We start from the raw sequence: 24588 nt of genomic DNA, 5'->3' as shown, positions 1-24588 counted from the left end.
TTGGCTTACGATCTGCAGCTCAAAAATGTTGGCAAAGTCTATGACAACGGCACGCCCGCCGTGATCGACTTTAACCTCGACGTTGAAAAGGGTGAGTTCATCGCCTTTCTCGGCCCGTCGGGCTGTGGCAAGTCGACGACATTGCGCATGATCTCGGGGTTTGAAAGCGTCACCTCGGGCGATCTGCTGATCCGGGGGCAACGGGTCAATGACCAGCCGCCGGAAAAGCGGCCCACCTCGATGATCTTTCAGAACTATGCGCTGTTTCCCCATATGAACGTGCGCCAGAACGTGCGCTTCGGGCTTGAGGTCAAGGGCCTGCCCCGCGCCGAAGCCGACCGTAAAGTGGATGGTATTCTGGACAAGCTGGGCCTGCTGGACATCTCGGAAATGGCAACCAGCCGCTTGTCAGGCGGGCAACGCCAAAGGATTGCGCTGGCGCGGTCGCTGGTGGTTGAACCCGATATTCTACTTCTGGATGAACCGCTTGGCGCGTTGGATGCCAACCTGCGCAAGAGCATCCAGAACGAGCTGAAGCTGCTGCAACGCGATCTGGGGATCACCTTCGTCTTCGTGACGCATGCCCAGTCCGAGGCGTTGGCGCTGTCCGACCGTATCATCGTAATGAACGCCGGTCGTGTTGAACAGGTCAGCCCTCCGCACGAGCTCTATACCCGTCCCACCAGCGAATTTGTTGCCCGCTTTATCGGATCAAACACTATCATACCCGGCAGCGTCATCGACACGCGCGACGACACAATCACCCTGGACACGCCGTTTGGTGCCATCTCTGGCACAAACCGGATCAATGTTGCGCATTCCAAGGGCGAACAGATGAGCATCGTTCTGCCCGCCGAAGCGGTCGAGTTGATCCCCGGCGAAACCGACGAATCCGAGCTGCGCGGCACGTTCGGATCCAACATCATCCCCTGCACCATCGAGCGATTGCAGGTCATCGGCCATATCATGCAGATGCTGGTGCGCCTGGAAAACGGCGAGACCCTGAATACCGAAGGCCATGTGGATAAGTACCGAGGCCGTCTGGCGGTTGGCGCACCGGCCTATGTTGCCTGGCAGCCCAGCGGCGCAACGATGATTGCGTGAGACGGGGACGGATGCGATGACACAGACCCTCACCCAAATGGCCGCGGATTTGCACGCAGGCCGCACCGACCCGGTAACACTGGTCGAAGGGGTCTTTGACCGGATCGCCGCCCATGACGACCCGGCGCTGTTCATCGACCTGCTGAAAGACCGCGCCATGGCCGAGGCCGAGGCCTCTCGCCTGCGTTGGCGCGCGGGCATCCCGGCCAGCCCGGTCGACGGGGTGCCCACCGCATGGAAAGATCTGTTTGACCTCAGGGGCCGCGTGACCACGGCCGGATCGGTTGTGCTGAAATCGGACCCACCCGCCGAAACCGATGCCCCCATCGTTGCACGGGCGGCACGGGCCGGGATGACCTCGGTCGGGACAGTCAACATGACCGAGTTCGCCTATTCCGGCATCGGCCTGAACCCCCATTACGGCACACCGCGCAACATCCACGCCGCGAAGGATGCACCGCGCAGCCCCGGGGGATCGTCCTCTGGCTCGGGCGCGGTGGTGGCTGCGGGGATCGTGCCCATGTCGATGGGATCGGATACCGGCGGATCGGTGCGCATTCCGGCCTCGTTCAACGGGGTGGTCGGCTACAAACCTTCGATGGGAAGTTATCCGATGCAGGGTGTGTTTCCGCTGGCGCAATCGCTGGACACAATCGGCCCGCTGGCGCAGTCGGTTGCCGATTGCGTGCTGGTCGACGCCGTGCTGCGCGGGAGGTCCGCACCGGACATCGAAACCTCAGATCTGTCCGACCTGTCCTTTGTGATCCCTGATCAGGTCATGTTCGACGATGCGGCCCCTGATGTCATTGCGAATTTCGACGCAACCGTCACACGGCTGGAGCAAGCCGGAGCGCGGGTCTCGCGCATCGCCCTGCCCCAGTTGCAAGAGATACTGGACCTGATGGCGCGCCACGGCTTTCTGGCCGGGGCCGAAGCGCTGGCCATTCACCGTGACCGTGTGAACGGCCCCGACGCCGCGCAGATGGATGCGCGTGTGGTCCGGCGGGTCTTGCAGGCCAGCCCGATGAAAGCCGTGGATCTTGTGGTGCTGCAACAGGCGCGAAAACGGCTGATGGCGGAAACGGCCGCCCTTATCGGGAACCGCATTCTGATCTGCCCGACCACTGCGACCACCGCGATGGAAATCGCCCCGCTTGAGGCCGATCAGGAGGTGTTCTTTCAACACAATGGCCTGACCCTGCGCAACACATCGTTGGGCAATTTCCTGGACTGGCCCGGTGTGTCGATCCCCAACGGCACGGACCGCAACAACATGCCAACCGGCTTCCTTTTGTCGGCACCGCATGGCTGCGACCGCACCGTACTGGCCGCGGCGCTGGCGACCGAAGACATCATACGCAGCTGATTTACTTGAATTAATCGGAAACTTTGAATGCACAGAGGAGAACAACCATGACTAAGAAAATTCTATGCGCCTTCGGGACGGATATCGACTCCGTCGCGGGCCAGATCGGCTCGTATGGCGGTGGAGATTCTCCCAACGATATTCAGCGCGGGGTTTTCGCGACCGAGGTCGGCATCCCCCGCCTTTTGCGCCTGTTCAAAAAATACGAGATGCGCACGTCGTTCTTCATCCCCGGGCACTCGCTTGAATCCTTCCCCAAGGAAATGGACATGATCGTAGAGGCCGGGCACGAGGTTGGTGCCCATGGCTACACCCATGAAAACCCCGTGGCGATGACGCCGACACAGGAAGAGGACGTGCTGGTCAAGTCCATCGAACTGATCAAGGGCCTGACCGGTGAGGCGCCCAAAGGCTACGTCGCACCCTGGTGGGAGATGTCGAATGTCACCGCCGCGCTGCTGGGCAAATATGGCTTTTCCTATGACCACAGCCAAAGCTATCGCGATTTCCAGCCGTTCTATGCCCGCGTAGGCGACGAATGGACAGTGATCGACTATTCCAAGACCGCTGGCGAATGGATGCATCCGCTGAAACACGGCAAGGAGATTGACCTCGTGGATATCGGGGCCAACTGGTATGTCGACGACCTGCCGCCGATGATGTTCATCAAGAACGCCCCCAACAGCCACGGCTTTGTCAGCCCGCGCGATATCGAACAGCTTTGGAAAGACCAGTTCGACTGGGTGTATCGCGAGATGGAGTATGGCGTCTTCCCGATCACCATCCACCCCGATGTTGCAGGCCGTCCGCAGGTGTTGCTGATGCTGGAACGTCTGATTGAATACATCAACGGTCATTCCGGCGTCGAATGGGTTGATTTCAACACCATCGCCGACGATTTCCGCGCGCGCTTCCCCTTTGACAGCGACAAGCGCCCCGAGGTCATCTGATCTTGTTTGCCAGAGGGTTACCCCCCTCTGGCACATTCCCTAGGAGAACACGCAATGTGCAGTGCCTGTGGTTTCCCCACCAGACCGGGCCATTGGACAGATGCCGGGGCCGATGCCACCGGCGACAGGTTACAACTGAAATTCCGCCGCGCCCGCATTCTGAACAAGATCCTGAATAGTTATGGGCTTGCGGTCCATGATGACGGGCGGACACCTGGCATCCAGCTGCGGTCTTTCACCGGACGCACGGTGATCGTACCCGACCTCGAAGCGGTCTGGTCCGAGACCGAGATCCAGACCGGGGCCGCACTTGATCCGCTGGACCCGCGGTTCCTGGGCGCGGCAGCCTGAATGCCAGATCCGAATGCCTCCACAGAGACCAGATTGCGGCTGACCATTCTGGGCGGCTATCTGGGGTCGGGCAAAACAACCTGGCTGCGTCACCACTTGTTCAATGGACGGTTCGGCCGCGCGCATATTCTGGTCAACGAAGCGGCGGAAACCCCGGTGGATGACACGCTGTTGCAACAACATGCCACTGGGATGACCCTTCTGGCCGGAGGGTGCGCCTGTTGCGAAGGCCAAAGCGATCTTCTGAGCGCTCTACGTCAGATCTGCGATGACCGTAGCCAGACCGTTTCCACCAAAACCCGGCTTGAACACATCGTGCTTGAGACCAGCGGATTGGCCGATCCGGCCGCCATCGCGACGGCAATTCAAAGCGATCCGATGCTGGTGCATCATATCCTGCTGGATGAAATCATCGTGCTGGCGGATGCGGTCAACATCATCCAGCAATTGGGGACCGAGCGTTTGGGGCGGGCTCAGATCGAAGCAGCGGACCGGATCATACTGACCAAGATCGATGCCCAAGTGCCAGACGCGTTCAGCGCCGTGCACGCAACGTTGAAAAGACTGAACCCCGGCGCGGCCATTTCGGCTGCTGTTCTGGGCGAAGAGGTCGAGCCCAAGCTTGACTCCAACGCGGCCCCGATCGACATCCCTGCGCTGGCCGATTTGTCCAGTTTGACCGCGATCGAGCCCACACGGCTGAAGATCGACACATCCGTCGACTGGGCGGCGTTCTCCGTCTGGTTGTCGGCGCTGCTACATGCCCGTGGGCATGACATCGTCCGGGTGAAGGGTGTGTTTGACACTTCGGCAGGATTTCTGCTGTTACAGGGCGTGCGCAATTCGGTTCAGGCCCCGGAAATCCTGCCACCATCCTCGACGCAGCGGGCCAATGAAATTGTCTTCATTGGCCGCAACTTCGCAAAAGACGACCTTGAAAAGTCGCTCAGCTATTTTTCACTCAGCGGCGGGTGACCACGCCGCCACTCTGTTAACCCAAATGCGTTCGAATATCGCGCAGCATGTTTTTTCGGTCAGCGCGGGCGGCCAGCGCCTGCTCCATATCAACCTGTCGGAATTTCACTGGCGTGTGCGGCTGTAACTGACCGATCAGGTCCATATCCGCCGATATGATCGCGCCCAGCGTAAAGTAACCGCCACCCGATACCGCATCGCGATGAAGGACAATCGGCTCCAACCCGCCCGGCACCTGAATCGAGCCGTAGGAATAGCAGCCGTCCACGATATTCGACGGATCTGCCCCGGCCCCAAAAGGCTGTTCGCGGTCGACAAATTCCAACGGTTGCCCCCCTTTGAAGCGATAACCCATCCGGTCCGCCTCGGGCGCGACCGACCAGTCATCGGCAAAGAACCCCTGCTGTGCGGCCTCGGTCAGGCGATGCCAGTAAAGCCCGGGCAGCACACGCAGTTCGGCGGGCGTTCCCGGCCCCCGGCGCAGGTTTTCGGGAATGCTGAAACCCGGTTCGATTGGGTCGGCCTCGCCGACGGGGATCATGTCACCGGCCTGAATGGCGCGCCCTTCAATGCCGCCCAAAGCGCCAATGGGATAGGTCGACCGGCTACCAAGCGCGGGTGGCGTATCAATCCCGCCGCTGATCGCGATATAGGCACGCGCGCCTGATTTGAGGAAATCAAAGCTGAGCGTCTGGCCTTTCTTGACGGCAAAACCCGTCCAGGTGGGCTGCGGCTCGCCATCGACCTTGGGCGGCAATTCGGCCCCTGTCACCGCGACCAGAGCATCTTGCGTGAATTCGATCTCGGGGCCCATGAATACGACTTCAAGCCCTGCCGCGCCTTCGGGATTGCCCACCAGCATATTGGCGCAGCGCAGCGCAAAACGATCCATCGCGCCGCCGACGGGGATACCCAGATGGAAATAACCGGGGCGCCCCAGATCCTGAATCGATGTCGACAGGCCGGGAGAGAGTATCTTAAGCGTCATTGAGGGCCTCCATCAGCTTGGCATTGGTGCCGGTCATGTCGGCGTTGAACGCGTCCAGATCGAAATCGACCTCGGCGATGCGCGGCGCATAGGTGCCTGCTTCGAGCTGCGCCAGGATGCGATCATATTCAGCGCGGTCGATGGGTTTCCACTTCACAATGTCGCCGGGTTTGAAGAACACCATGAAATCGCGCAGATAGCTGACCTGCTGGGTGGGGTCGAAAATGGTCATCGGGGTGATCCCGAACATCTGATAGCCGCCCGCCCCGCGCACCGAATAGATGCACGAAAAGCACCCGCCATAGCCCACCGTCTGTTTGGGCGTATCGGTACGTGGGCGCAGATATTTGGGCACCTGCAACTGCTTGTCCCGCGCGACCAGTTGATACAGGAACGGCAGACCGGCCACGAACCCCACCATCGACACGAACCAGGGCTGCGAATGGTGCGCCTCGATAAACGCCTCGGCGCTGTCATAGCCATTGATGCGCGCAGCATAGTCCAGATCGGTACCATCCGGGTCCTGATGACGCTCGCGGAACCGCATCAGCGTCTCATGGGTCCAAGGGTCCTGATAATAGACGGGGATTTCGATGATCCGCGTCTTCAGCCGTTTGTCGGCATCTTCGGCCTTGTGCTCCAGAGCCTTGATCTGCTCCATCATCTGATCGGGGCTGATCACATCGGGATCGAACTTGACCTGAAACGATGCGTTGGCCGGACAGATTTCGGTCACGCCTTCAATTTCAGCGTCGCGCACCGCGTTGCTCATGGACAGGGATTTGAAAAAAGCGTCCAGCGACATTTCATCATCCATCTCGACATAGATGTGTTCGTCGCCACCATAGGTATAGCGTGTCTTCATGCTGCGTCTCCTTGGTTACGGTGTCGCGCTGAGGTTTCCCGCATCCAGCCATGGCTCCAGCCATTGCGTGTGGACGCCATCGGCCAGAACGCTGGCATCCGCTGCCAGCGCCTGATGCAGGGGGATGGTTGTTTTCAGTCCTTCCAGGGACAGATCGTTTAACGCAGCAGCCAGTTTTGTAATCGCCGCGTCCCGTGTCGGGGCATGGACAATCAGCTTGCCCAGCAACGAGTCGTAAAAGGGCGGGATCTGATAGCCTTCGTACAGGAAGTGATCGAACCGGATACCATCGCCCCCGGGCAGTTGCATCTGACCGACCTGACCGGGGAACGGCATGAATTGCAGCGCCGGGTCTTCGGCATTGATACGCACTTCGATCGCGTGGCCGCTGCGTGTGATCTGATCCTGTGTCACCGACAGCGCCTCGCCACCCGAAACCCGTATCATTTCCTGTACCAGATCCAGACCGGTGATCATTTCGGTCACCGGGTGTTCGACCTGAATGCGCGTGTTCATTTCGATGAAAAAGAACTCATTCGTGGCGCTGTCATAGAGGTATTCCAGAGTGCCTGCGCCCACATAGTTGACCGATTTCGCCAGGGCGACAGCGGACGAACACAAACGTTCGCGTGTGGCGTCATCCAGACAAACCGCTCCGGCCTCTTCCCACACTTTCTGCCGACGGCGTTGCATGGAACATTCACGTTCAAAACAATGGACCGCGTCCGTCCCATCGCCCAGAATCTGCACTTCGATATGGCGCGGCGCGGTAATGGCACGCTCCAGATAGAGGCCCCCATCGCCAAACGCCGCCTGCGCCTCGGCCTGTGCCTGCGGGGCCATCTGCGCCAGATCATCGGCAGACTGGGCGACGCGGATGCCCTTGCCGCCACCCCCGGCTGAGGCCTTGATCATCACCGGGTATCCAATCTCAGCCGCAATCTTCAACGCATCCTCAGGCGTTTCAACACGCCCTTTCGAACCCGGCACCACGGGAACCCCCGCCGCCTGAGCTGCCTGTCGAGCCGAAACCTTGTCACCCATCCGGTCAATCGTGTCGGCAGAGGGACCAACGAAACGCATACCCGCGGCTTGGATCGCGCGGACGAAATCGGCATTCTCGGCCAGAAATCCATATCCGGGATGAACAGCGTCGGCATCGCGGCTGAGCGCCGCTTGAACCATTGCCTCGGTATTCAGATAGGATTGTGCGGCCTGCGCGGGTCCGACGCAGACCGCCTCATCCGCCATCCGCACCGCCAGCATATCAGCGTCAGCTTCGGAGTAAGCCTGGATCGTGTGGATGCCCATCCCCTGCGCCGCTCGGATGATCCGAACGGCAATCTCGCCCCGGTTGGCAATGAACAAACGTTTGATAGGCATGGCATCAACCGTCCAGTTGCGCCAGCGCCTGACCCGCTGTCACAGCAGCTTCGTTTTCCACCGAATACCCGGCAAAGGTTCCGGCAACATCGGATTTGATCTCGATAAAGGTCTTCATGACCTCTACGAGCCCGATCACATCCCCGACGGCCACGGCGTCGCCTTTGACCTTATAGACCGGCGCGTCCGGCGTTGCTTGCGTATAGAACGTTCCCGGCACGGGCGATTTAATCTCTGCCATCCGTTATCTCCTATGGGTGTCGATTACAGCGTTGCCGCGATTTCACCTGCGGTCGCGATCTGAATTCCGTTATCCGTCAGGCCCTTGCGAATGGCGCGGCCCATCTCAAGCGCGCCGGGGGTGTCCGAATGAAAGCAGATCGATTCAAATGCGATCTCAAGCTCATCGCCTTCGACCGTCGTGACGGTGCCGGTCTTGCAGGCTTTGACGCATTTCTCGGCGACCTGCTCGGGATCGGGGCGGCCAACCTGGCGCGCAAATACAATCGAGCCGCTGTTGTCATAGTCCCGGTCGGCAAAAAACTCGCGGATCACCGGCTGCCCGGCGCGTTTTGCGGCGGTATAGGTTTTGGAAATCCCCATGCAATACAACAGCGCATCGGGACTTATTGCCTGCAATGTATCGACCAGCGCTTGCGACAGGTCCTCGTTCACAGCCGCCTCCATATAAAGCGCACCATGCGGTTTCACGTGCTGCAGCGGCACACCGTGGCGACGACCGAATTCACGCACGGCGCCAACCTGATACACGATGTCATTGATCAGTTCGGCTGCATCCATGTTGATATAACGGCGTCCAAACCCCCTGAGGTCCAGATACCCGGGATGCGCCCCCAAACCCACGCCATAGGTCTGCGCCAGCCTGGCCATCCGGTCGATCGAATTCGGATCGCCCGCGTGAAATCCGGCGGCGATATTGGCCGAGCTGATGATCTCCATGATCTGGTCTTCGGGCGCATCACCCAGCACCCAATGGCCAAAGCCCTCGCCCATATCGCAGTTCAGATCGACCATCGTCCGCATGCGTTCAGCCCTCCGTGTCAGACCGCAGGGCCATCATTGGCATTTATGGTAAAATTGATATTTCTTTTTTCTGTTCATGTATTATTAAAAAAACAGATGATACCTGAAGGATGGTCTTGCGATGAATTTCAAGCACTTGAAGTATTTCGTCGCCACGGCTGAAACGGGGCAGGTCAGTCGCGCGGCCAAGCTTTTGTCGATCTCTCAATCCGCCGTCACCAGCGCAATACGCGAACTTGAGGCTATTCTTGGCGCAACCTTGTTCGTCCGTCGCGCACAAGGGATGGAGATGACAGAGGCCGGGCAGCAATTCCTGCAATCAGCACGGGACATACTGGAAAGGTTGGATGCGGCGCATGTTCTTGATCAACGGGATTCGAACATCTCTGGTGTGATCAGAATGGCCGCGACATACACGGTGATCGGGTATTTCCTGCCCTATCATCTGGGTCGCCTGAACCAGCTTTACCCCGGGCTCGACATACAGATTGTCGAGCTGAACCGACAAAGCATCGAACAGCAGTTGCAATCCGGTCAGATCGATATGGCTGTGGCGCTGACCTCGAATATTCAAAACGCGATGGTCGAGACGGTGACACTGCTCAAATCACAACGCAGGCTATGGGTCCCCGCAGGCCACCCGCTGGGCGATCAGGACAGGGTGGCGTTGCAGGATATCGCACGTGAACCCTACATCATGCTGACCGTCGACGAAGCGGCCCATACCAGTATGAAATACTGGAATGCCAATGACTGCACCCCTGATGTGAAACTGCGAACCTCGTCGGTCGAAGCCGCGCGGTCCATGGTTGCCAATGGCCACGGCGTGACAATCCTGTCTGACATGGTTTACCGCCCCTGGTCGCTGGAAGGTCGACGGATCGAAACCGTGCAGACCAGCGTCACCATCCCGACCATGGATGTCGGGATGGCATTTCGCAAACAGGCGCATTTGTCTGATGCGACCCGGGTGTTACGCGACTATTTCACGTCTTCTTTCCTGTCACCCAAGCCCGCCTTCTGACAACGCTTGCAGTCAGCCGGTTTTCTTGTAACCAATGCTGTCAATGATTGTTGGCCTCGGGCTCGTCGCGCCCTTTTTCATCTATATTCTCGCAGGCTTTGTCGCCGAGAAACTGCTCAGGCATTCGGCCGAGGGACAGAAGTGGTTGGATGCCTTTGTGTTCTACATCGCGCTTCCGGCCTTGCTGTTTCAATCAGTCCGTATGCTTCCGTCCGACACGTCCAACATTCTCGGATTCCTGACGCTCACCACAGCAGCGACAGGGCTCATGTTCCTGTTCGGCTGGGGCGTCGCACGATTTACCAAGGCTGGTGAGCACCCCGCCGTTTACGGCCTGTCCGCCAGTTACTCCAACATCGGGTACATGGGCCCGACATTGACCGTTGCTGTTCTTGGTCCAACCGCAGGTGCCCCGGCAGCGTTTATCTTCTGCGCAGACGTTTTACTGATCTTCACCATCTGGCCCGCCGCAATCCGGTCCGAGGGGTTCTCGCTTCGAGAGGTCCTCGTGTCATTGCAGAAGGTGATCCAGCACCCGTTTATTCTGGCAACCCTGGCCGGTCTTGCGTTTGCAGTCAGCGGGTTGACCATGCCTGAATTTATCAATGCGCCACTTGACGGTTTTCGTCACGCAGCCGCCCCCGCAGCGCTGTTTTCGCTGGGTTTGACCCTGTCGCGGCGCAAGGCAAATCATCTTGAGCTTCCGCTGAGCCTTTGTCTCATCGGCAAACTTATCCTGCACCCATTGCTCGTGGCCGGGATGTTCATGATCTTTGGCGGGTTTGATCCCATCTGGATTGCTACAGCGATCATCATGGGCAGCCTGCCCCCCGCAGCCAATGTTTATGTGATGGCCCGGGCCGAAAACATCAGCGTGCAGCTCGCCGCACGGGCCGTGTTTTTTGGCACCGCATTTTCTGCACTCACATTGCCAATCCTGATCGCGATCATTGGATGAGAACCCGTTATTGAACGGGAGAGACACCGTTAACATTCAGATAGATCGCGTAAAGGCTACTGGTTCCCGCAGCAAACAGTCGGTTCAATTTGGCCCCTCCAAAACACACATTTCCGACCATCTCGGGGATATGCACCTTGCCGATCAGCACGCCTTGCGGGTTAAGGCAATGAATACCATCGGCAGCCGAGCTCCAGATACGGCCCTCCAGGTCCGGTCGGAAACCGTCAAACAATCCGGCAGAGCAGGTCGCAAAGACCTCGCCCCTTGTCAGGGTTTTTCCGTCGCTTGACACGGTAAACCTGCGAATATGCGCCGGGCCGTCGGGATCATGGGTGACACCGGTATCAGAGACATAAAGAGTGCTCTCATCGGGGGAAAAGGCCAGACCGTTGGGTTTGACAAAATCGGTTGCAACCGCTGTTACCTCGCCCGATGCAGGGTCCACGCGATATACATGGCAGGCGCCGATCTCGCTTTCGGCACGCTCACCTTCGTAGTCCATCATGATCCCGTAAGCTGGGTCGGTGAACCAGATCGAACCGTCCGATTTGACCACGACGTCATTGGGGGAATTTAGGCGCTTTCCCTGCCATGCGTCGGCCAGAACGGTGATGGATCCATCATGCTCGGTCCGGGTGACACGCCGTGTCAGATGCTCGCACGATACCAAACGCCCCTGCCGGTCCACTGTGTTACCATTGGCATTGTTCGATGGCTGGCGAAACACCGAGACGGAACCGTCAGTGTCATCCCAGCGCATCAGACGGTTGTTGGGAATGTCGGACCAAACCAGATAGCGCCCCGATGCAAACCAGGCGGGGCCCTCAGACCAACGCGCACCAGTCCACAATCGCTCGATCCGCGCGTGGCCGATGAAGCAGGCCTCAAACTCTTTTTCTATGACTTCAAAGCCGGTGCCGTCCAGAACGCCATACATGCATTTGCTCCTTTGTCAGTCTTATAACCACCGCAAAATATCTACGGATTTGCGATGGTTTGGGGTCAGGCCACAGATGGCCTGACATGGTTCGAGGGCAGGACGCCGCAGATGGGCATCAGTCTTTCAATTCGTCCGGCAGCAGCGCTGGGGGTATGTTCTGATAACTGACCGGACGCAGCCAGCGCGCGATGCCCAGAGTGCCGACAGACGTCGCGCGGACATCGGTGCTGGCCGGGTATGGCCCGCCATGCATCATGGCCGAACAGACCTCGACCCCCGTCGGGAAGCCGTTGACCAGCAAACGACCGGCTTTTTCTTCCAAGATCGGCATCAGGCCCTGCGCCAATGGGGTATCGCTGTCATCCATATGCAGGGTCAGGGTCAATTGGCCTTCCAACCCTTCGGCAAGGGCGGCCATCTGATCGGTGTCTTCGCACAGAACGATTATGCCTGCCGCGCCAAAAACCTCATGCTGCAGCTTGGGGGTTTCCATCCACTCGGACGCGCTGACCTTGAACAGTGCGGGCATGGCCGCGCGTTTGCCGGTGGCCGCGCTGCAGGATGTGACCTCGGTCATCAATTCGCGGAAATCGCGCACACCCTGCTCATAAGCCTCGTGGATGCCATCGGTTAGCATCTTCTGCTCGGCGGTTTGGTTCAGTGCGCCGACACAGGCGGCTTCCAGCGCGTCCGCCTCGGGACCTTTCAGCATGACCGCAACGCCGGGATTGGTGCAGAACTGCCCGGCCCCCATGGTCAGCGACGCGGCCCAGCCTGCGCCGATCTCAGATGCGCGTGCAGTCATTGCCTCGGGCAGGCAAAACATTGGATTGACCGAACCCAACTCGCCATAGAACGGGATCGGTTGCGGGCGCGCATGGCACAGATCATAGAGCGCCCTGCCCCCCGCAAGCGATCCGGTAAAACCAACAGCTGAGATTTCCGGGTGCTGCACCAGAGCCGAACCAACCTCACGCCCGGATCCCTGCACCATCTGGAAGGTGCCCATGGGCATGCCACAGATCTCGATGGCCCGGGCGATGGCCTGCGCGACCAGTTCGGCGGTGCCTGCGTGGGCACTATGGCCCTTGACGATCACCGGGCACCCGGCAGCCAAAGCCGACGCGGTATCCCCGCCCGCCGTGGAAAAGGCGAGCGGGAAGTTCGACGCACCAAAGACGGCCACAGGGCCGATGGCTTTGTGCGTCAGGCGCAGATCAGGACGGGGGAGTGGCGTCCTGTCAGGAAGCGCGCCATCTTTGCGGATATCCAGATATCCGGCCTCTTCGATCAGATCGGCGAACATACGCAGCTGCCCGGTGGTGCGTCCACGCTCGCCCACCAGTCTCGCTTCGGGTAGGCCGGACTCGGCCATGCCTGTCGTTGTGATCTCATCACCCAGCACATCGATCTGGTCCGCAATCGTGCGCAGAAACGCGGCGCGATCGGCCCGCGATTTGCCCGAATAGGCGCGAAAGTCGCGGCGCGCGGCGCGGCAGGCTTCATCCACCTGAGCAGCCGTTGCCTGGGCAAAGCTCTGCCCCTCAAGATCGTCTGATGCACGCAGGCTGTCTGATCCGACCCAGCGGCCATCGATCAGGTTTTGTCCAAGGATCATGTTATTTTCCCCAATTCAGGACCATCGGGTCCAGCGGTTTCAAAAGGTCTATCAAACGGTCGCGAATGGCCGGTTGCAGCGGATCAATTGGATGACGGCAGAACTCGGATCCGATCACCCCCCCTTCGACCATCGCAGCCTTGCAGGATTGCCAGCCGCATTGGCGGTTTTCGTGATTGATCACCATCGCAACCCGCCCATAGGCGGCGGTCGCCTCGTCCATGCGCCCGGCATGGTGGTGGGTGATCACCGGCTTGATCTGATCGACAATCATGCCCGAGGTCATTGACCCGGTACAGCCAGCATCCAGATCGGCCAGCAAGGTAATCGCCTCCTCACCATCGAACGGGGCTTCAATGGCATCGCCCCCTTCGGCAATCAGCGTCCGCAGCTTGTTGGCAGCGCGAGGGCATTCGATCTTGAACAGTTTCACCATCTCGATCTCTTGCGCCATGCGCACCAGCAGCGGAACCGGCAGATCGACACCAGACAAGGGCGCGTCCTGCACCATGATGGGGATGCCGACCTTGCCCACGGCGGCGAACTGATCATAGGTCTGCTGCGCGTTCCCCTTCAGCAATGCCCCGTGATAGGGCGGCATCATCATCACGATATCGGCGCCCAGATCCTTAGCGAACTGCGCGCGCTCCACTGCGATTTGGGTGGCGAAATGGCTGATCGTCACGATCATCGGAACACGTCCGGCCACATGCTCCAAACTAAGCCGGGTCAAAATTGCGCGTTCCTCATCCGAGATCAGGAACTGTTCCGAGAAATTGGCGAGCACGCAAATACCGTCCGCGCCCTGATCGATCAGGCAATCCAGAACACGTTTCATCCCCTCCAGATCAAGCGTCCCGTCATCGTGGAACGGCGTCGGTGCAACAGGCCAGATACCGGTATAGCTCATGGGCTACTCCATAATCTCAAAGTGTTTCAGGTATTTGTCTGTGATCTCAATCCCCAGACCGGGCTTATGGTCATCCAGATCAAGGAATCCGTCCACCGCTTCGGGATCACCTTCGAAGATGTAATAGAACAGCTCATTGCCGACCTCGACATCGAAGACCGGGAAGTATTCGCTGATCATGCAGTTCGCGTTGGCCATGGTCAGATGATAATTGTGCATCTGCCCGGCATGCGGGATGACGGGGATCTGATGCGCCTCGGCAATGGCGTTGATCTTTTGCGCCGCAGTGATGCCGCCCACCCGGTTGGTGTCATATTGCAGGACGCTGACGGCCTTTTTCTCAATCAGATCCTTGCAGCCGATGATCGAGAATTCATGCTCACCACCCGAGATCGGGATGATATTCATCGCGTTGAGTTCACAATACCCTTCCACATCGTCGGCGATCACTGGTTCTTCCAGCCATCGGGGTTCGTATTTGACCAGCTTGGGCAGCATCCGCTTGGTGTAGTCCAAATTCCAGCCCATGTAGCATTCGACCATAAGATCAACGTCATAGCCGATGACCTCACGCACCGCCTCGACCCGTTTGAGGTTTTCGCGCATGCCCGCCATGCCGTCCTTTGGCCCCCAACCGAACCGCATCTTATAGGCGGAATAGCCATTCTTTTGCGCCTCAGCCGCCTCGGCCTGCATCATGTCGATGGGGCCGGAATAGAGTTTGGAGTAATAAACCGGTATCTTCTCCTTGGTGCGACCGCCCAGCAGTTTGAACACCGGCTTACCCGCCAGTTTGCCCATCAGATCCCAGATCGCCAGATCAACGGCCGAGATCGCGATCATCCCGATCCCTTTGCGGCCCCACGCATGGCTGCGGCGGTACATCTTTTCCCACAGATAGGCATAGTCGAACGGGTCCTCGCCGATCACCAGCGGGGCAAACCATTCGTCAATGGCGGCTTTGACAACCGACGGTGCAAGGGCCGCGTTGCCGATGCCCACAGTGCCGTCTTCCGTTTCGATCTCGCAGGTCAGCCATTGATGGAACCGAAAGGACGACATGGCGTCGCCTTTCTCATACAGCGCGTCCGACGCGTTGGTACAGAAATTGCCGGTGGGCGGTACGGTCGGCCCGGTCCAGTTCCAGACGCGGGTGCGCACGGATTTAATCTTGGTCATCTTTATCCTCTCAATCCGCGCCGCGATCAGCGCGATGTGTTTTGGCCATGCGCACCAGCAGGTCAAACGCCTGCCGCGTTGCGCCCGGATTGGCCTTGTTCTGTCCGGCAATATCAAAGGCGGTGCCATGGGCAGGGGTTGCGACCGGGATGGGCAGGCCACCTGCAACGGTCACGCCGCGTTCAAACCCCATCAGCTTGATCGCGATCTGGCCCTGATCGTGATACATGGTCACAACCGCATCGACCTCGCCCCGCTGCGCCTTAAGAAACACAGTGTCCGAGGGCCACGGGCCGGTCACATTCATCTGTTTCTGCTGCGCCTTGCGCACGGCGGGTTCCAGAATGTCGATCTCTTCCCGGCCAAACTTGCCATTGTCTCCGGCATGGGGGTTCAGCGCTGCCACCGCGATGTTCGGGCGCGTATTGCCAGCCTTGCGCAAGGTGTCATTCGCCAAATTGACCGCCTTCAATATCCCCTCTTCGGTGATATTGGCCGCCACATCTTTCAGCCCGATATGAGAGGTCACGCGGGTTGTCATCAGCTCATCCAGAACATTCAGTTCCGAGTGATATCCGGTATGCCCCATATACCGCGCCATATAGCGGTGTTCGTCTTCAGCATTCAGGCCCGCGGCGGTCATGGCGGCCTTGTTGAACGGACCAAACAGGATGCCGTCCACCTGCCCCGCCATGGCCAGATCCATCGCCTTGTCCAGACAGCGCAGCGATGTGGTGCCGCCTTCGACCGTGACCTCAGCGATCTGCACATCTTCGGGCGCGATAGTGTCAAGGTTCAGATGGCTTAGGCCGGGTTGGTCCGCCACCTCGGACACAGTGTTTAGCGGTACCTTCAGTTCGGCCTGTTCCGCGCCGCGCTGCCACAGGTGGCTGTCGCCCACCAGCACAATATCGGCTGCGTCCTGCACGCCCTCCTGATTGAGCAGTTTGGCGATCAGTTCCGGCCCGATCCCCGACGGGTCGCCGGAGACGATGGCAATACGGGGTTTGGTCATGCAACATTCTCCCAGTGTTTGGAAAATCCGTCGGGCAGGATGACCATCACGTCCGGTTCCTTGCCTGTATCAAAGGTTTGCACCACCTCGAACGTATCCAGATTGAAGCGCTGCACCTGCTCACAATCGATGGCGATATAGGCGAAAGCAGCCTCATCATCGATACACAGCGCCAGCGGGTTTGCCGGGGTTATCTGTTCGTGCAGCATCTCACCCGTTGCCTCATCGAAGACCGAGAATGAGCCGCCGAGATGGTTCATCGTCACCAGCCGGTTGCGTTTTTCGTCATAATAGATGCGGCAGGGATCGTTCGGCGTTGGAAAGGTGCGCTCAATCTCAAGCGTGTCAGTGTTGATCACCGCCACCGTGTTCGAAATGCGCTGCGAGGTATAAAGAGTGCGAACATCTTCGCGCAGGCACCGCCCCTCGGGCTTTTGCCCGGTCTTGATCGAGATCGGCGCAACCGACGCGTCATATGGGTTGAACACCGTCACATCGCCCGAGGTCAGGTTCATCGAATAGGCCGTGTGCCCGTCTTTGGTCAGCGCAAACAGATGACACTTGGTGCCGCCGGTGGGTGTGATGTGATCCCAGCCCTGATCAAAGGCGCGAGGGTTTTCCTTGACCACCAGATGCCCGGTCCATTCCGACAGCACATATAGGCGCCCCTGCCCGTCCAACCCGATGCCATGCGGGCGCGCATGTTCGCCCAGATCATAGGTATGCACTATCTTCTGCTTGCGGATATCGATCACGATGACCGACCGGCCATCGGTACCGTCGATGCCTGAGTTCTGCACGCCGTAATGGCCGACATAGGCATAGTGAAACTCATCATCGACCACGAATTCATGGGGGAAGTGCGGCAAATCCAGACGCCCCTGCAAGGCGCCTGTCTCGATGTCATACCAGCTTACGCAATGGCTGCACTTTTCTATCAACATCATGGATTGCGCCATGCAATCTCCCTCCTTCTTTGGTCTGTTCGTTCATCTGTGGCCGGTTGCCCACCAACCGGCCACAGATCATTTTCTTAGCGTTCCAATGCGCCAACGCCCGAGAAACGGAAGGCTTCCTGTTCCAGAGCATTCAGTTCATCCGCGCTCATCTGATCATGGGCAACCGTGATCCGGCCCAGGAAGACAAAGGGCAATTCGTCCTGACGGCCCTCAAGATGTGCCTTGATCGCTTCGGCCGTGGCCGCACCCACGTCGTCACCCATGCGCATAGGGGTTGCGTCCAACTCACCCCGGCGAATGGCGTCCAGTTCCAGACCGGTTCCACCCCAACCGGTTGAGAACACGTCTTTTTCCTTGCCGACCGCGACCTGCGCCTCGACCGAGCCCATGGCCATCGCGGTGTTGGCGTTGTGGATGATGGTGGCCTCGGGGTACGCCTGCAGGATCAGGCTGGTGCCTTCAAACCCGCCTTCGCGCTGATACTCACCATAATGCTCGTAAACGGTGGTCCAGTTGCCCTTCTCTTCGACGCAGGCTTTGAAATCGCCCGAGCGTTGATCGTCGGTGATGCCCGGAATGCCGCGGTTCATCGCCATGGTCACATCATTGCCCAGCCGTTCCAGCATGTAGTCGCACATGGTCAGCGCACCGGCGGCCGAGCTGAAATCGAACCACGCATCGGGTTGGTTGGCCAGGTCCTTGGGCGGCGTGTGGAAAGCCCAGACAAAGGTGGCAAAGCCGTCATTGCCTGCCATCTTGTCGATATTGTCGGCCTGAATCGCCAGCTCGGACGGCCCGAAGATCACGAAATCATACAGGTCCGCATCCTGAACCACCTGATTGGCATAGGTCGATTGCAGGCTGTGTTCGATCTGACGGCTGGCGAACTCGGTGGTTTCATATTCGATCCCAAGCTCGTCCAGACGTTTGGTCATCGCCAGATAGTTGCGTGCCCAGAAATCCGAGGTATCTGCCGACGGATAAATCAGCGCGATCTGCAAGGGTCCGTCCTGCGTACCCTCATACTTGACGGCCGCAGCCCCGGTTGTGGCTTGCAGCGCCTCAAGCTTGCCATCGGCATTTACCTCGCCCGGCACCCAATAGTCGCGATCTGCTATGCCCGGCAGTTCTTTCAGCGGCAATTTTCCATGGCCGTCTGCAAAAGCCGCTGCGGCACACAGGCAAAACGCGCTTGTTGTCAGTAGTGCTTTGTTCAATTGTTTCACGGTAAGTCCTCCCTTTCGCGAATAAGTGGGGTCTTGCAGGTGTGCCGGGGCTCCTACCCCCCGGCGCACCATCTTTATTGCCTTAGCCACTCGGCGCAGGCTCGGTTGCCAGTCCCGCCCCAAGGGCCAGCAACAGGATCAGGGCGCCGATCAGCGCGGCTGAAAACCGGATCAGCTTTTGGGCTTCTTTGCTGCGCAGCGCAGACAGCAGGCCATGCGCACCGTCCCGGTCCTTCTTTTGCATCCATGTGTACAAAGCGACCGAACTGACGATCACCACGCCCGAGGCGACGGATTGCCAGAAGAACTCGATCCGCAAGGTCACCAACGCGTTGATCATCATCGACAGCAGCAGCACACCAGCCAGCGACCCCAGCATCGAGGCGCGGCCACCAAACAGCGACGTACCGCCCACAACCACCGCCGCAATGACATGCAGGTTGAAGTAAGGGGCCGAGGTCGCCTGAATGGCGTTCAGCTTGCCAGTCAACATGACACCGGCCATCGCCGCCGCAGCGCCCATCAACACATAGGCATAGATCTTGTGACGGTCGACCGCGACACCGGTCATCTCACTGGCCTCGGGGTTTGAACCTATGGCGATGGTGTAGCGCCCGAAATAAGTGCGGGTCAGCACGACATAGCCTATGGCCATGGTAAGCAGGCCCAGCACAACCGGCACCGGGATGAAGCCGGGAATCTGGCCGCGCCCGATCTCGGTGATCAGATCGGGGAAACGTGCCAGCACCAGACCCTTAGCGATCACCAGCGCAAGACCGCGATAGACAAGGTCCATGGCCAGCGTTCCGATCAGGTCCGGCACCTTGAACCGGGTGATGACCAGACCGTTGATCAGACCCATGATCGCGCCCATCAGAATGGCCAGCGGTACGGCGATCCAGGCCGGAAAACCGTATTGCTTGACCAGAAAGGCCATCAGAATAGCCGACAGCGCCGCGACCGAGCCAATCGACAGGTCAATCCCCCGCTGGGTGATGACAAAGGTCATCGCCATGGCCATCGGCATGTAAAGCGCAGCATCCAGCAGGATCAGGTTCAGGTTGGTCAGGCGGAAATACCGCGTTGGTTCGGCGATGCCCATGAAGATCAGGATCGCAAGGATCATCACCATGGGGCCGATAAAGGCCAGATAAGGCTCCAGCCGGTCCATGATGGTTCTTTCGGGGTGCGCGGTTGTTGCAGACATCTGTTCTCTCCTCACGCAGCCGCATCCTGGGCACCCACGATGAGGCCCAGAACGTCTTGAACGGAACTTTCCGCAGTTTTCACAACACCCACGGCACGACCACGGCGTTGCACATGGATGCGGTCCGACACTTCGAACACATCATCCAGCGAGTGCGAGATCAGGATCACCGCCAACCCCTGTTCGCGCAGCGCCTTGATCAGTTTCAGCGTCCGAGCGGTTTCCTGCGGACCAAGCGCCGCAGTGGGCTCATCCATCACCAGCAGACGCAAATCATCGTGATAAACAGCGCGCGAGATTGCCACCGCCTGCCGCTGACCGCCAGACAGGCTTTCGGTCATCACATCCATCGACCGCAGGCGCACACCAAGACGTTCTTCCAGCACGCGTGCGGCCTCGTTCTTCATGCGTTTGTTGTCCAGAAACGGCATGCCCATAAAGCTTTTGGTCAGCTCATTTCCCAAAAACATATTCGCAGCCGGTGACAGGTGATCGGCCAGCGCCAGCGTCTGATAGACCGCATCAATCCCGTTGGCGATTGCATCCGAATGGCTGGCCATTTCCAACGGTTGCCCGTCCATCAGGATCCGACCTTCGGTGGGCTGATAGACCCCGGTCAGGATCTTGATCAGCGTCGATTTTCCAGCGCCGTTGTCCCCGACAATGGCCAGAACTTCGCCGGCATAGGCGGTCAGATCCACATCCTGCAGCGCGGTCACACCGCCGAAGCGCTTTGTTATTCCTTGCATTTCAACCAATGGCGTGTCGCTCATGGTTTCCTCCTCTGCGCAAAGCTCCGCCATGGCGGTCAAAAGACCGCTTGCTGCATTTGCGCTGTGTCGTCCCGGTTGGTGGCGACCCCGAAACCGGGGCCGCCCGTGGGGTTACTTGCCCCAGATTTTTGAATAAGCCGCGCGATATGGGCTATCGGGGTCGAACTGGTTGCTGTCGCCCAGCTTGGCCAGCCCGGCCTCGGTCACCAGCGCCGGCGAGGTGATATAGCCCGAGCAGGCCTCGCCTTGGATGGCGCGGTTCAGCTCATCCACCAGTTGCCAGCCTTGCAGGTTCAGCGGTTCGGCCACGGTGATGGTCTGATAGTTGCCACTGCGAATACGCTGGAACGCGGCCTCGGACCCGTCCCCAGCCGAACCCGCCTGCGGCCCATCATCGGACGAGATACCAGCGGCGGCCAGTGCAGGGCCCATGAAGTCGAAATAGAGATCGTTGATCGCCAAAGCATGGGTCCACTGATCGCCATATTTCTGCAACAGGCTGGTGGTCAGCGGCCCCATCCGGGCCGAAGTATCGGCGATGGGCGTGTCGACATATTCCAGCACGGTGCCACCCGCGGCCTCGATGGTTTCCTTGATCCGGTCGGCTTTGTCGATGGCGATCTGATAGGTCGAGTCGGTAAAAATGATCGCACCCACGCCATCACCGCCATCCTCCATCGCCCATTCGGCGGCCACCTCGGACACGGTCATCGCATCGGTCGAGACATTGGCGAATATGCCGCCCGGCGCATCGCAGCCGATCTTGGGGCCGGAATGCCACGCAACAATCGGAATACCCGCAGCCACGATGCCCTCCAGCGCGGCCTGCTGTTCCACCGCGTCAAAGCCGTTGATGATGACCCCGTCGGGCTGCAAGGCCAGCGCCTGACCAATCGCCCCGGTCCGACCCTGGATCGAGCCCGCGCCGTCCAGCACGCGCACTTCCCAGCCGATGGTATCCACGGCCTCTTCCACGCCGTTGGTCACACCCAGAATGCCGCCGTTTTTCAGGTCGGCGGCCACGACCACGATGGATTTGCCCTCGGCGGCTTTGGGACCAGTGGTTGGCCCATCAAAGGCGGTCTCGGCCATCACTGGCACACCCAGACCGGTCAGAAGGGCAGCGGCGGATACCGCCATGAACGTCCGTTTCAGCATAATCTCCTCCCTTATGCTTTTACTTGTTGGCGCCTTTGCGCCGCTGCGCGTAACCGGCAATACCGATTGCGATCAGAAGCGTGACACCGTTGAACATCGGCTCGACCCAGAAGGATCCACCGAATTGCTGAATGCCCGAGATACCAACAGCCAGGATCGCGACACCCACGACTGTTCCCCAAACATTCACGCGTCCCGGCTTGATTGTGGTGGACCCCAAAAAGGCCCCGACCAAAGCAGGCAACAGGAATTCAAGACCGACCGACGCCTGGCCGATCCGCAGTTTCGACGCCAGCAGAACCCCGGCAAAGGCGGTGATCAGCCCCGATGACATAAATGCGCCGATGACGAATTTACGCGTTGGAATACCGTTCAGCTGCGCCGCGCGCTGGTTGGCGCCAATCGCATAGAGGTACCGACCAACAGGCGTGTATTCCAGGATCAGCCACATCGCGACCGTGATCCCCAGCACATAAAACCCGGTGATTGGCAGACCAAAGACAAAGGTGCCGTTGATGGCGTAGAAACTGTCGGGCAGTGCCCCAACCATCTGACGGCCACCCGTGTGCCACAACGCCAGCGCATAAAGCACGGTTCCTGTCCCCAACGTGGCAATGAAGCTGTCAATCTTGGCGACCTCAACCAGCAACCCGTTCAGGAACCCGGTCAACAGACCCAGCGAAAGGACAATCGCAACGGCAATCGGCCATGGGATGCCGTAAAGCGTCTGCAAAGAGATCGCCAGAATGTGCCACAGCACGATCCCATAGCCCACCGTCAGGTCGATGCGGCCCGCTGCCATCGGGATCATCGCACCCAGCGACAGCAGGGCAATGATCGCCTTGTCCGAGATGATGGCCCGCAGATTCAGCATCGTCGGAAAGGTATTGGGCAACAGGATCGAAAACAGAATGATCAGAAACGCAGTCAGCAACACCAGCCCATAGACTGGCAGAAACCGCAGGATACGTGTTCTCAGCGGGGCGCCCTTAAGTTCGGCCTTGGTGGGTTCCAGCGCATTGGATTCAAGCGATTGCATGTTCGTATTCCCTAGCTCGCAACGGCGTTCGAGGCCGAAGCGGCCTGTATGAGGTTTTCCGTGGTCAGTTCCGTGCCGGTCAGTTCCCGGACAATCTGACCCTGACTGAAGACAATGGCGCGGTGGCAGATGGCGGCGACCTCTTCGAAATCGGTCGACACAACGATGATCCCGACGCCCTCTTCCATCGCTCGATTCAAAAGCGCGTAGATCTCGGCCTTGGCACCCACATCCACACCCGCGGTTGGGTCTTCGCAGATCAACAGTTTCCGGCTTGTTTCCAGCCAGCGCCCGATGACGACCTTCTGCTGATTGCCGCCCGACAGGCTTTCGATGGCCATGCTTTGATCATTGGGCGACAGCGCGACATCCTCGCCGATCCGGGCGGCTTGCTCGGTCTCGGTGCGGTGGCTCATGAAGGACAACAGCGACCGTCCGATTGCGGCGGGATTCAGAAAGGTGTTTTCCCGAATGCTCAGCGACATCGCCACCGATTCCTCGGTCCGGTCGCGCGCGACCAGGCCAATACCCGAGGTCATCGCCGTCTGCGGCGAGCTCAAATCCGGCTGTTCGCCATGCAGTTTGACCTGACCCGAGAAAGGCTCGGCCCCAAACAGCGCGCGCGAGACATTCTCGTGCCCGGCCCCGCGCAAGCCCACAAGGCCCACGATTTCATTCGCTCGCAGTTGAAAGCTGACGCTATTCGCAGCCTCCATGTTCAGGCCAGACACATCCACGATGATGTCACCCGGTGGCGTTTCCGGCTTGGTGACCTGCCGCGTCTTGCGGCCAACAATCATATAGACCAGTTCCTCGGGCGTTGTGTGATCGATGCTGCGCAGGCCCACCATCTCGCCATCGCGCAGCACCGCGACGCGGTCGGCAATCTGGAAAATCTCATCCAGCCGATGCGAGACGTAAATCATACCCACGCCCTGTTCCTTGAGCGGGCGCAACGCTTCGAACAACCGCTCCACCTCATCGGCAGGCAGAGACGCGGTCGGTTCATCGAGAACCAGAAAATCGCAATCCACGGCCAAAGCCCGCGCGATGGCCACCAGCGATTTCTCGGTACGCGACAAATCCTGAACCCGTGTCGTGGGGTCGAATTCACACCCGACCTTATCCAACGCATCCTGCGCAAAGCTTTCGACCGACTTCCAGTTGATCAGCCCGCTTTTGCGCGAGTACCCAAGGGCCAGAGCGATGTTTTCGGCAACCGTCATCCATTCGATCATGCCAAGGTCCTGGTGGATGAACGCCACCGACTGACGCTCGCCAAACCCGCCGGGGCGATGTTCATAGGGGTGACCGTCGATCAGAACGCGCCCTTCATCCGCTTTGTGGATACCACCCAGAATTTTGATCAGCGTAGATTTGCCTGCCCCGTTTTCGCCCAGCAAGGCAACGATTTCGCCGCGCTCGATGTTCAAAGAAACATCGCGCAAGGCATAGGTGCCTCCAAAATGCTTCTTTATCCCGTCGAAGAACAAATTGTTTTGCGCAGTGCCGGGCACAGCGGCCTCCTCCTATGATTGGATGACTCTGATGCT

Annotated in this window: 24 protein-coding genes; 7 read left to right on the top strand and 17 right to left on the bottom strand. The window is 59.2% G+C overall.

Features of this window, described 5'->3' with window-relative positions; all coding sequences use genetic code 11:
• The 5 genes from ACR0AG_RS02350 to ACR0AG_RS02330 are packed head-to-tail and all read left to right on the top strand — an operon-like array spanning position 1 to position 4746.
• On the top strand, positions 1 to 1104 hold the full coding sequence (locus ACR0AG_RS02350) for an ABC transporter ATP-binding protein (protein ID WP_480836048.1): 1104 nt from the start codon (positions 1 to 3) through the stop codon (positions 1102 to 1104).
• A gap of 16 nt (positions 1105 to 1120) precedes the next feature.
• Positions 1121 to 2470, top strand: a complete 1350-nt coding sequence (locus ACR0AG_RS02345) for an amidase (protein ID WP_480836047.1) — start codon at positions 1121 to 1123, stop codon at positions 2468 to 2470.
• 47 nt (positions 2471 to 2517) lie between these two features.
• Entirely contained in the window at positions 2518 to 3420 is a 903-nt protein-coding gene (locus ACR0AG_RS02340) for a polysaccharide deacetylase family protein (RefSeq protein ID WP_480836046.1), read from the top strand.
• Positions 3421 to 3474: 54 nt separating this feature from the next.
• Entirely contained in the window at positions 3475 to 3771 is a 297-nt protein-coding gene (locus ACR0AG_RS02335) for a hypothetical protein (RefSeq protein ID WP_480836045.1), read from the top strand.
• Positions 3772 to 4746 (top strand): CobW family GTP-binding protein, encoded by a 975-nt coding sequence (locus tag ACR0AG_RS02330; protein WP_480836043.1) that lies wholly within the window; start codon positions 3772 to 3774, stop codon positions 4744 to 4746. It begins immediately after the preceding gene.
• 16 nt (positions 4747 to 4762) lie between these two features.
• On the opposite strand, the gene ACR0AG_RS02325 is transcribed toward ACR0AG_RS02330, so the two are convergent.
• The 5 genes from ACR0AG_RS02325 to ACR0AG_RS02305 are packed head-to-tail and all read right to left on the bottom strand — an operon-like array spanning position 4763 to position 9026.
• The gene (locus ACR0AG_RS02325) at positions 4763 to 5734 is read right to left on the bottom strand and encodes a 5-oxoprolinase subunit C family protein (protein WP_480836042.1); all 972 of its coding nucleotides are present in this window, start codon (positions 5732 to 5734) and stop codon (positions 4763 to 4765) included.
• Complete coding sequence (locus ACR0AG_RS02320; protein ID WP_480836040.1) at positions 5724 to 6599, bottom strand: 5-oxoprolinase subunit B family protein; 876 nt, start codon at positions 6597 to 6599, stop codon at positions 5724 to 5726. Before ACR0AG_RS02320 ends, ACR0AG_RS02325 begins: the two co-directional genes overlap by 11 nt.
• A 15-nt stretch (positions 6600 to 6614) precedes the next feature.
• Positions 6615 to 7982, bottom strand: coding sequence for an acetyl-CoA carboxylase biotin carboxylase subunit (locus tag ACR0AG_RS02315; protein WP_480836038.1), 1368 nt, complete (start codon positions 7980 to 7982; stop codon positions 6615 to 6617).
• A 4-nt stretch (positions 7983 to 7986) separates the two neighbouring features.
• Positions 7987 to 8223 carry an acetyl-CoA carboxylase gene (locus tag ACR0AG_RS02310; RefSeq protein WP_480836036.1) on the bottom strand — a complete coding sequence of 79 codons (237 nt, stop codon included), beginning with the start codon at positions 8221 to 8223 and terminating at the stop codon, positions 7987 to 7989.
• Positions 8224 to 8246: 23 nt separating this feature from the next.
• Complete coding sequence (locus ACR0AG_RS02305; RefSeq protein WP_480836034.1) at positions 8247 to 9026, bottom strand: 5-oxoprolinase subunit PxpA; 780 nt, start codon at positions 9024 to 9026, stop codon at positions 8247 to 8249.
• A 121-nt stretch (positions 9027 to 9147) separates the two neighbouring features.
• On the opposite strand from ACR0AG_RS02305, the gene ACR0AG_RS02300 reads away from it, so the two are divergent.
• A complete protein-coding gene (locus ACR0AG_RS02300) occupies positions 9148 to 10050 on the top strand; it encodes a LysR substrate-binding domain-containing protein (RefSeq protein WP_480836032.1) in 903 nt (300 codons plus the stop codon).
• Between the two features lie 34 nt (positions 10051 to 10084).
• Positions 10085 to 11008: an AEC family transporter gene (locus ACR0AG_RS02295; RefSeq protein WP_480836030.1), complete on the top strand. Its 924-nt coding sequence runs from the start codon at positions 10085 to 10087 to the stop codon at positions 11006 to 11008.
• Between the two features lie 7 nt (positions 11009 to 11015).
• Here the strand turns inward: ACR0AG_RS02295 and ACR0AG_RS02290 are convergent, their stop codons facing one another.
• From ACR0AG_RS02290 to ACR0AG_RS02235, 12 genes are all read right to left on the bottom strand, one after another.
• Complete coding sequence (locus ACR0AG_RS02290) at positions 11016 to 11948, bottom strand: SMP-30/gluconolactonase/LRE family protein (protein ID WP_480836029.1); 933 nt, start codon at positions 11946 to 11948, stop codon at positions 11016 to 11018.
• A 118-nt stretch (positions 11949 to 12066) separates the two neighbouring features.
• Positions 12067 to 13569, bottom strand: a complete 1503-nt coding sequence (locus tag ACR0AG_RS02285) for an aldehyde dehydrogenase (NADP(+)) (protein WP_480836027.1) — start codon at positions 13567 to 13569, stop codon at positions 12067 to 12069.
• 1 nt (position 13570) lies between these two features.
• Entirely contained in the window at positions 13571 to 14479 is a 909-nt protein-coding gene (locus tag ACR0AG_RS02280; RefSeq protein WP_480836025.1) for a dihydrodipicolinate synthase family protein, read from the bottom strand.
• Between the two features lie 3 nt (positions 14480 to 14482).
• On the bottom strand, positions 14483 to 15658 hold the full coding sequence (locus ACR0AG_RS02275; RefSeq protein ID WP_480836023.1) for an L-rhamnonate dehydratase: 1176 nt from the start codon (positions 15656 to 15658) through the stop codon (positions 14483 to 14485).
• 10 nt (positions 15659 to 15668) lie between these two features.
• Complete coding sequence (locus ACR0AG_RS02270) at positions 15669 to 16673, bottom strand: 4-hydroxythreonine-4-phosphate dehydrogenase PdxA (RefSeq protein WP_480836022.1); 1005 nt, start codon at positions 16671 to 16673, stop codon at positions 15669 to 15671.
• Positions 16670 to 17632, bottom strand: coding sequence for a YncE family protein (locus ACR0AG_RS02265; RefSeq protein ID WP_480836020.1), 963 nt, complete (start codon positions 17630 to 17632; stop codon positions 16670 to 16672). The genes ACR0AG_RS02270 and ACR0AG_RS02265 overlap by 4 nt, the downstream gene beginning before the upstream one ends.
• Before the next feature lie 74 nt (positions 17633 to 17706).
• The gene (locus ACR0AG_RS02260) at positions 17707 to 18858 is read right to left on the bottom strand and encodes a substrate-binding domain-containing protein (RefSeq protein WP_480836019.1); all 1152 of its coding nucleotides are present in this window, start codon (positions 18856 to 18858) and stop codon (positions 17707 to 17709) included.
• Positions 18859 to 18940: 82 nt separating this feature from the next.
• The gene (locus ACR0AG_RS02255; protein WP_480836017.1) at positions 18941 to 20065 is read right to left on the bottom strand and encodes an ABC transporter permease; all 1125 of its coding nucleotides are present in this window, start codon (positions 20063 to 20065) and stop codon (positions 18941 to 18943) included.
• An 11-nt stretch (positions 20066 to 20076) separates the two neighbouring features.
• Complete coding sequence (locus tag ACR0AG_RS02250) at positions 20077 to 20838, bottom strand: ATP-binding cassette domain-containing protein (protein ID WP_480836015.1); 762 nt, start codon at positions 20836 to 20838, stop codon at positions 20077 to 20079.
• A gap of 111 nt (positions 20839 to 20949) precedes the next feature.
• Positions 20950 to 21996, bottom strand: coding sequence for a substrate-binding domain-containing protein (locus ACR0AG_RS02245; RefSeq protein WP_480836013.1), 1047 nt, complete (start codon positions 21994 to 21996; stop codon positions 20950 to 20952).
• 19 nt (positions 21997 to 22015) lie between these two features.
• Entirely contained in the window at positions 22016 to 23035 is a 1020-nt protein-coding gene (locus ACR0AG_RS02240) for an ABC transporter permease (RefSeq protein ID WP_480836011.1), read from the bottom strand.
• Positions 23036 to 23046: 11 nt separating this feature from the next.
• Positions 23047 to 24552 (bottom strand): sugar ABC transporter ATP-binding protein, encoded by a 1506-nt coding sequence (locus ACR0AG_RS02235; protein ID WP_480836009.1) that lies wholly within the window; start codon positions 24550 to 24552, stop codon positions 23047 to 23049.
• Positions 24553 to 24588: the final 36 nt, after the last annotated feature.

The organism is Ruegeria sp. H6 (genome assembly GCF_056532975.1).
The sequence above is the reverse complement of the archived record's forward strand: the minus strand, read 5'-3'. Positions and strand labels throughout refer to the sequence as shown.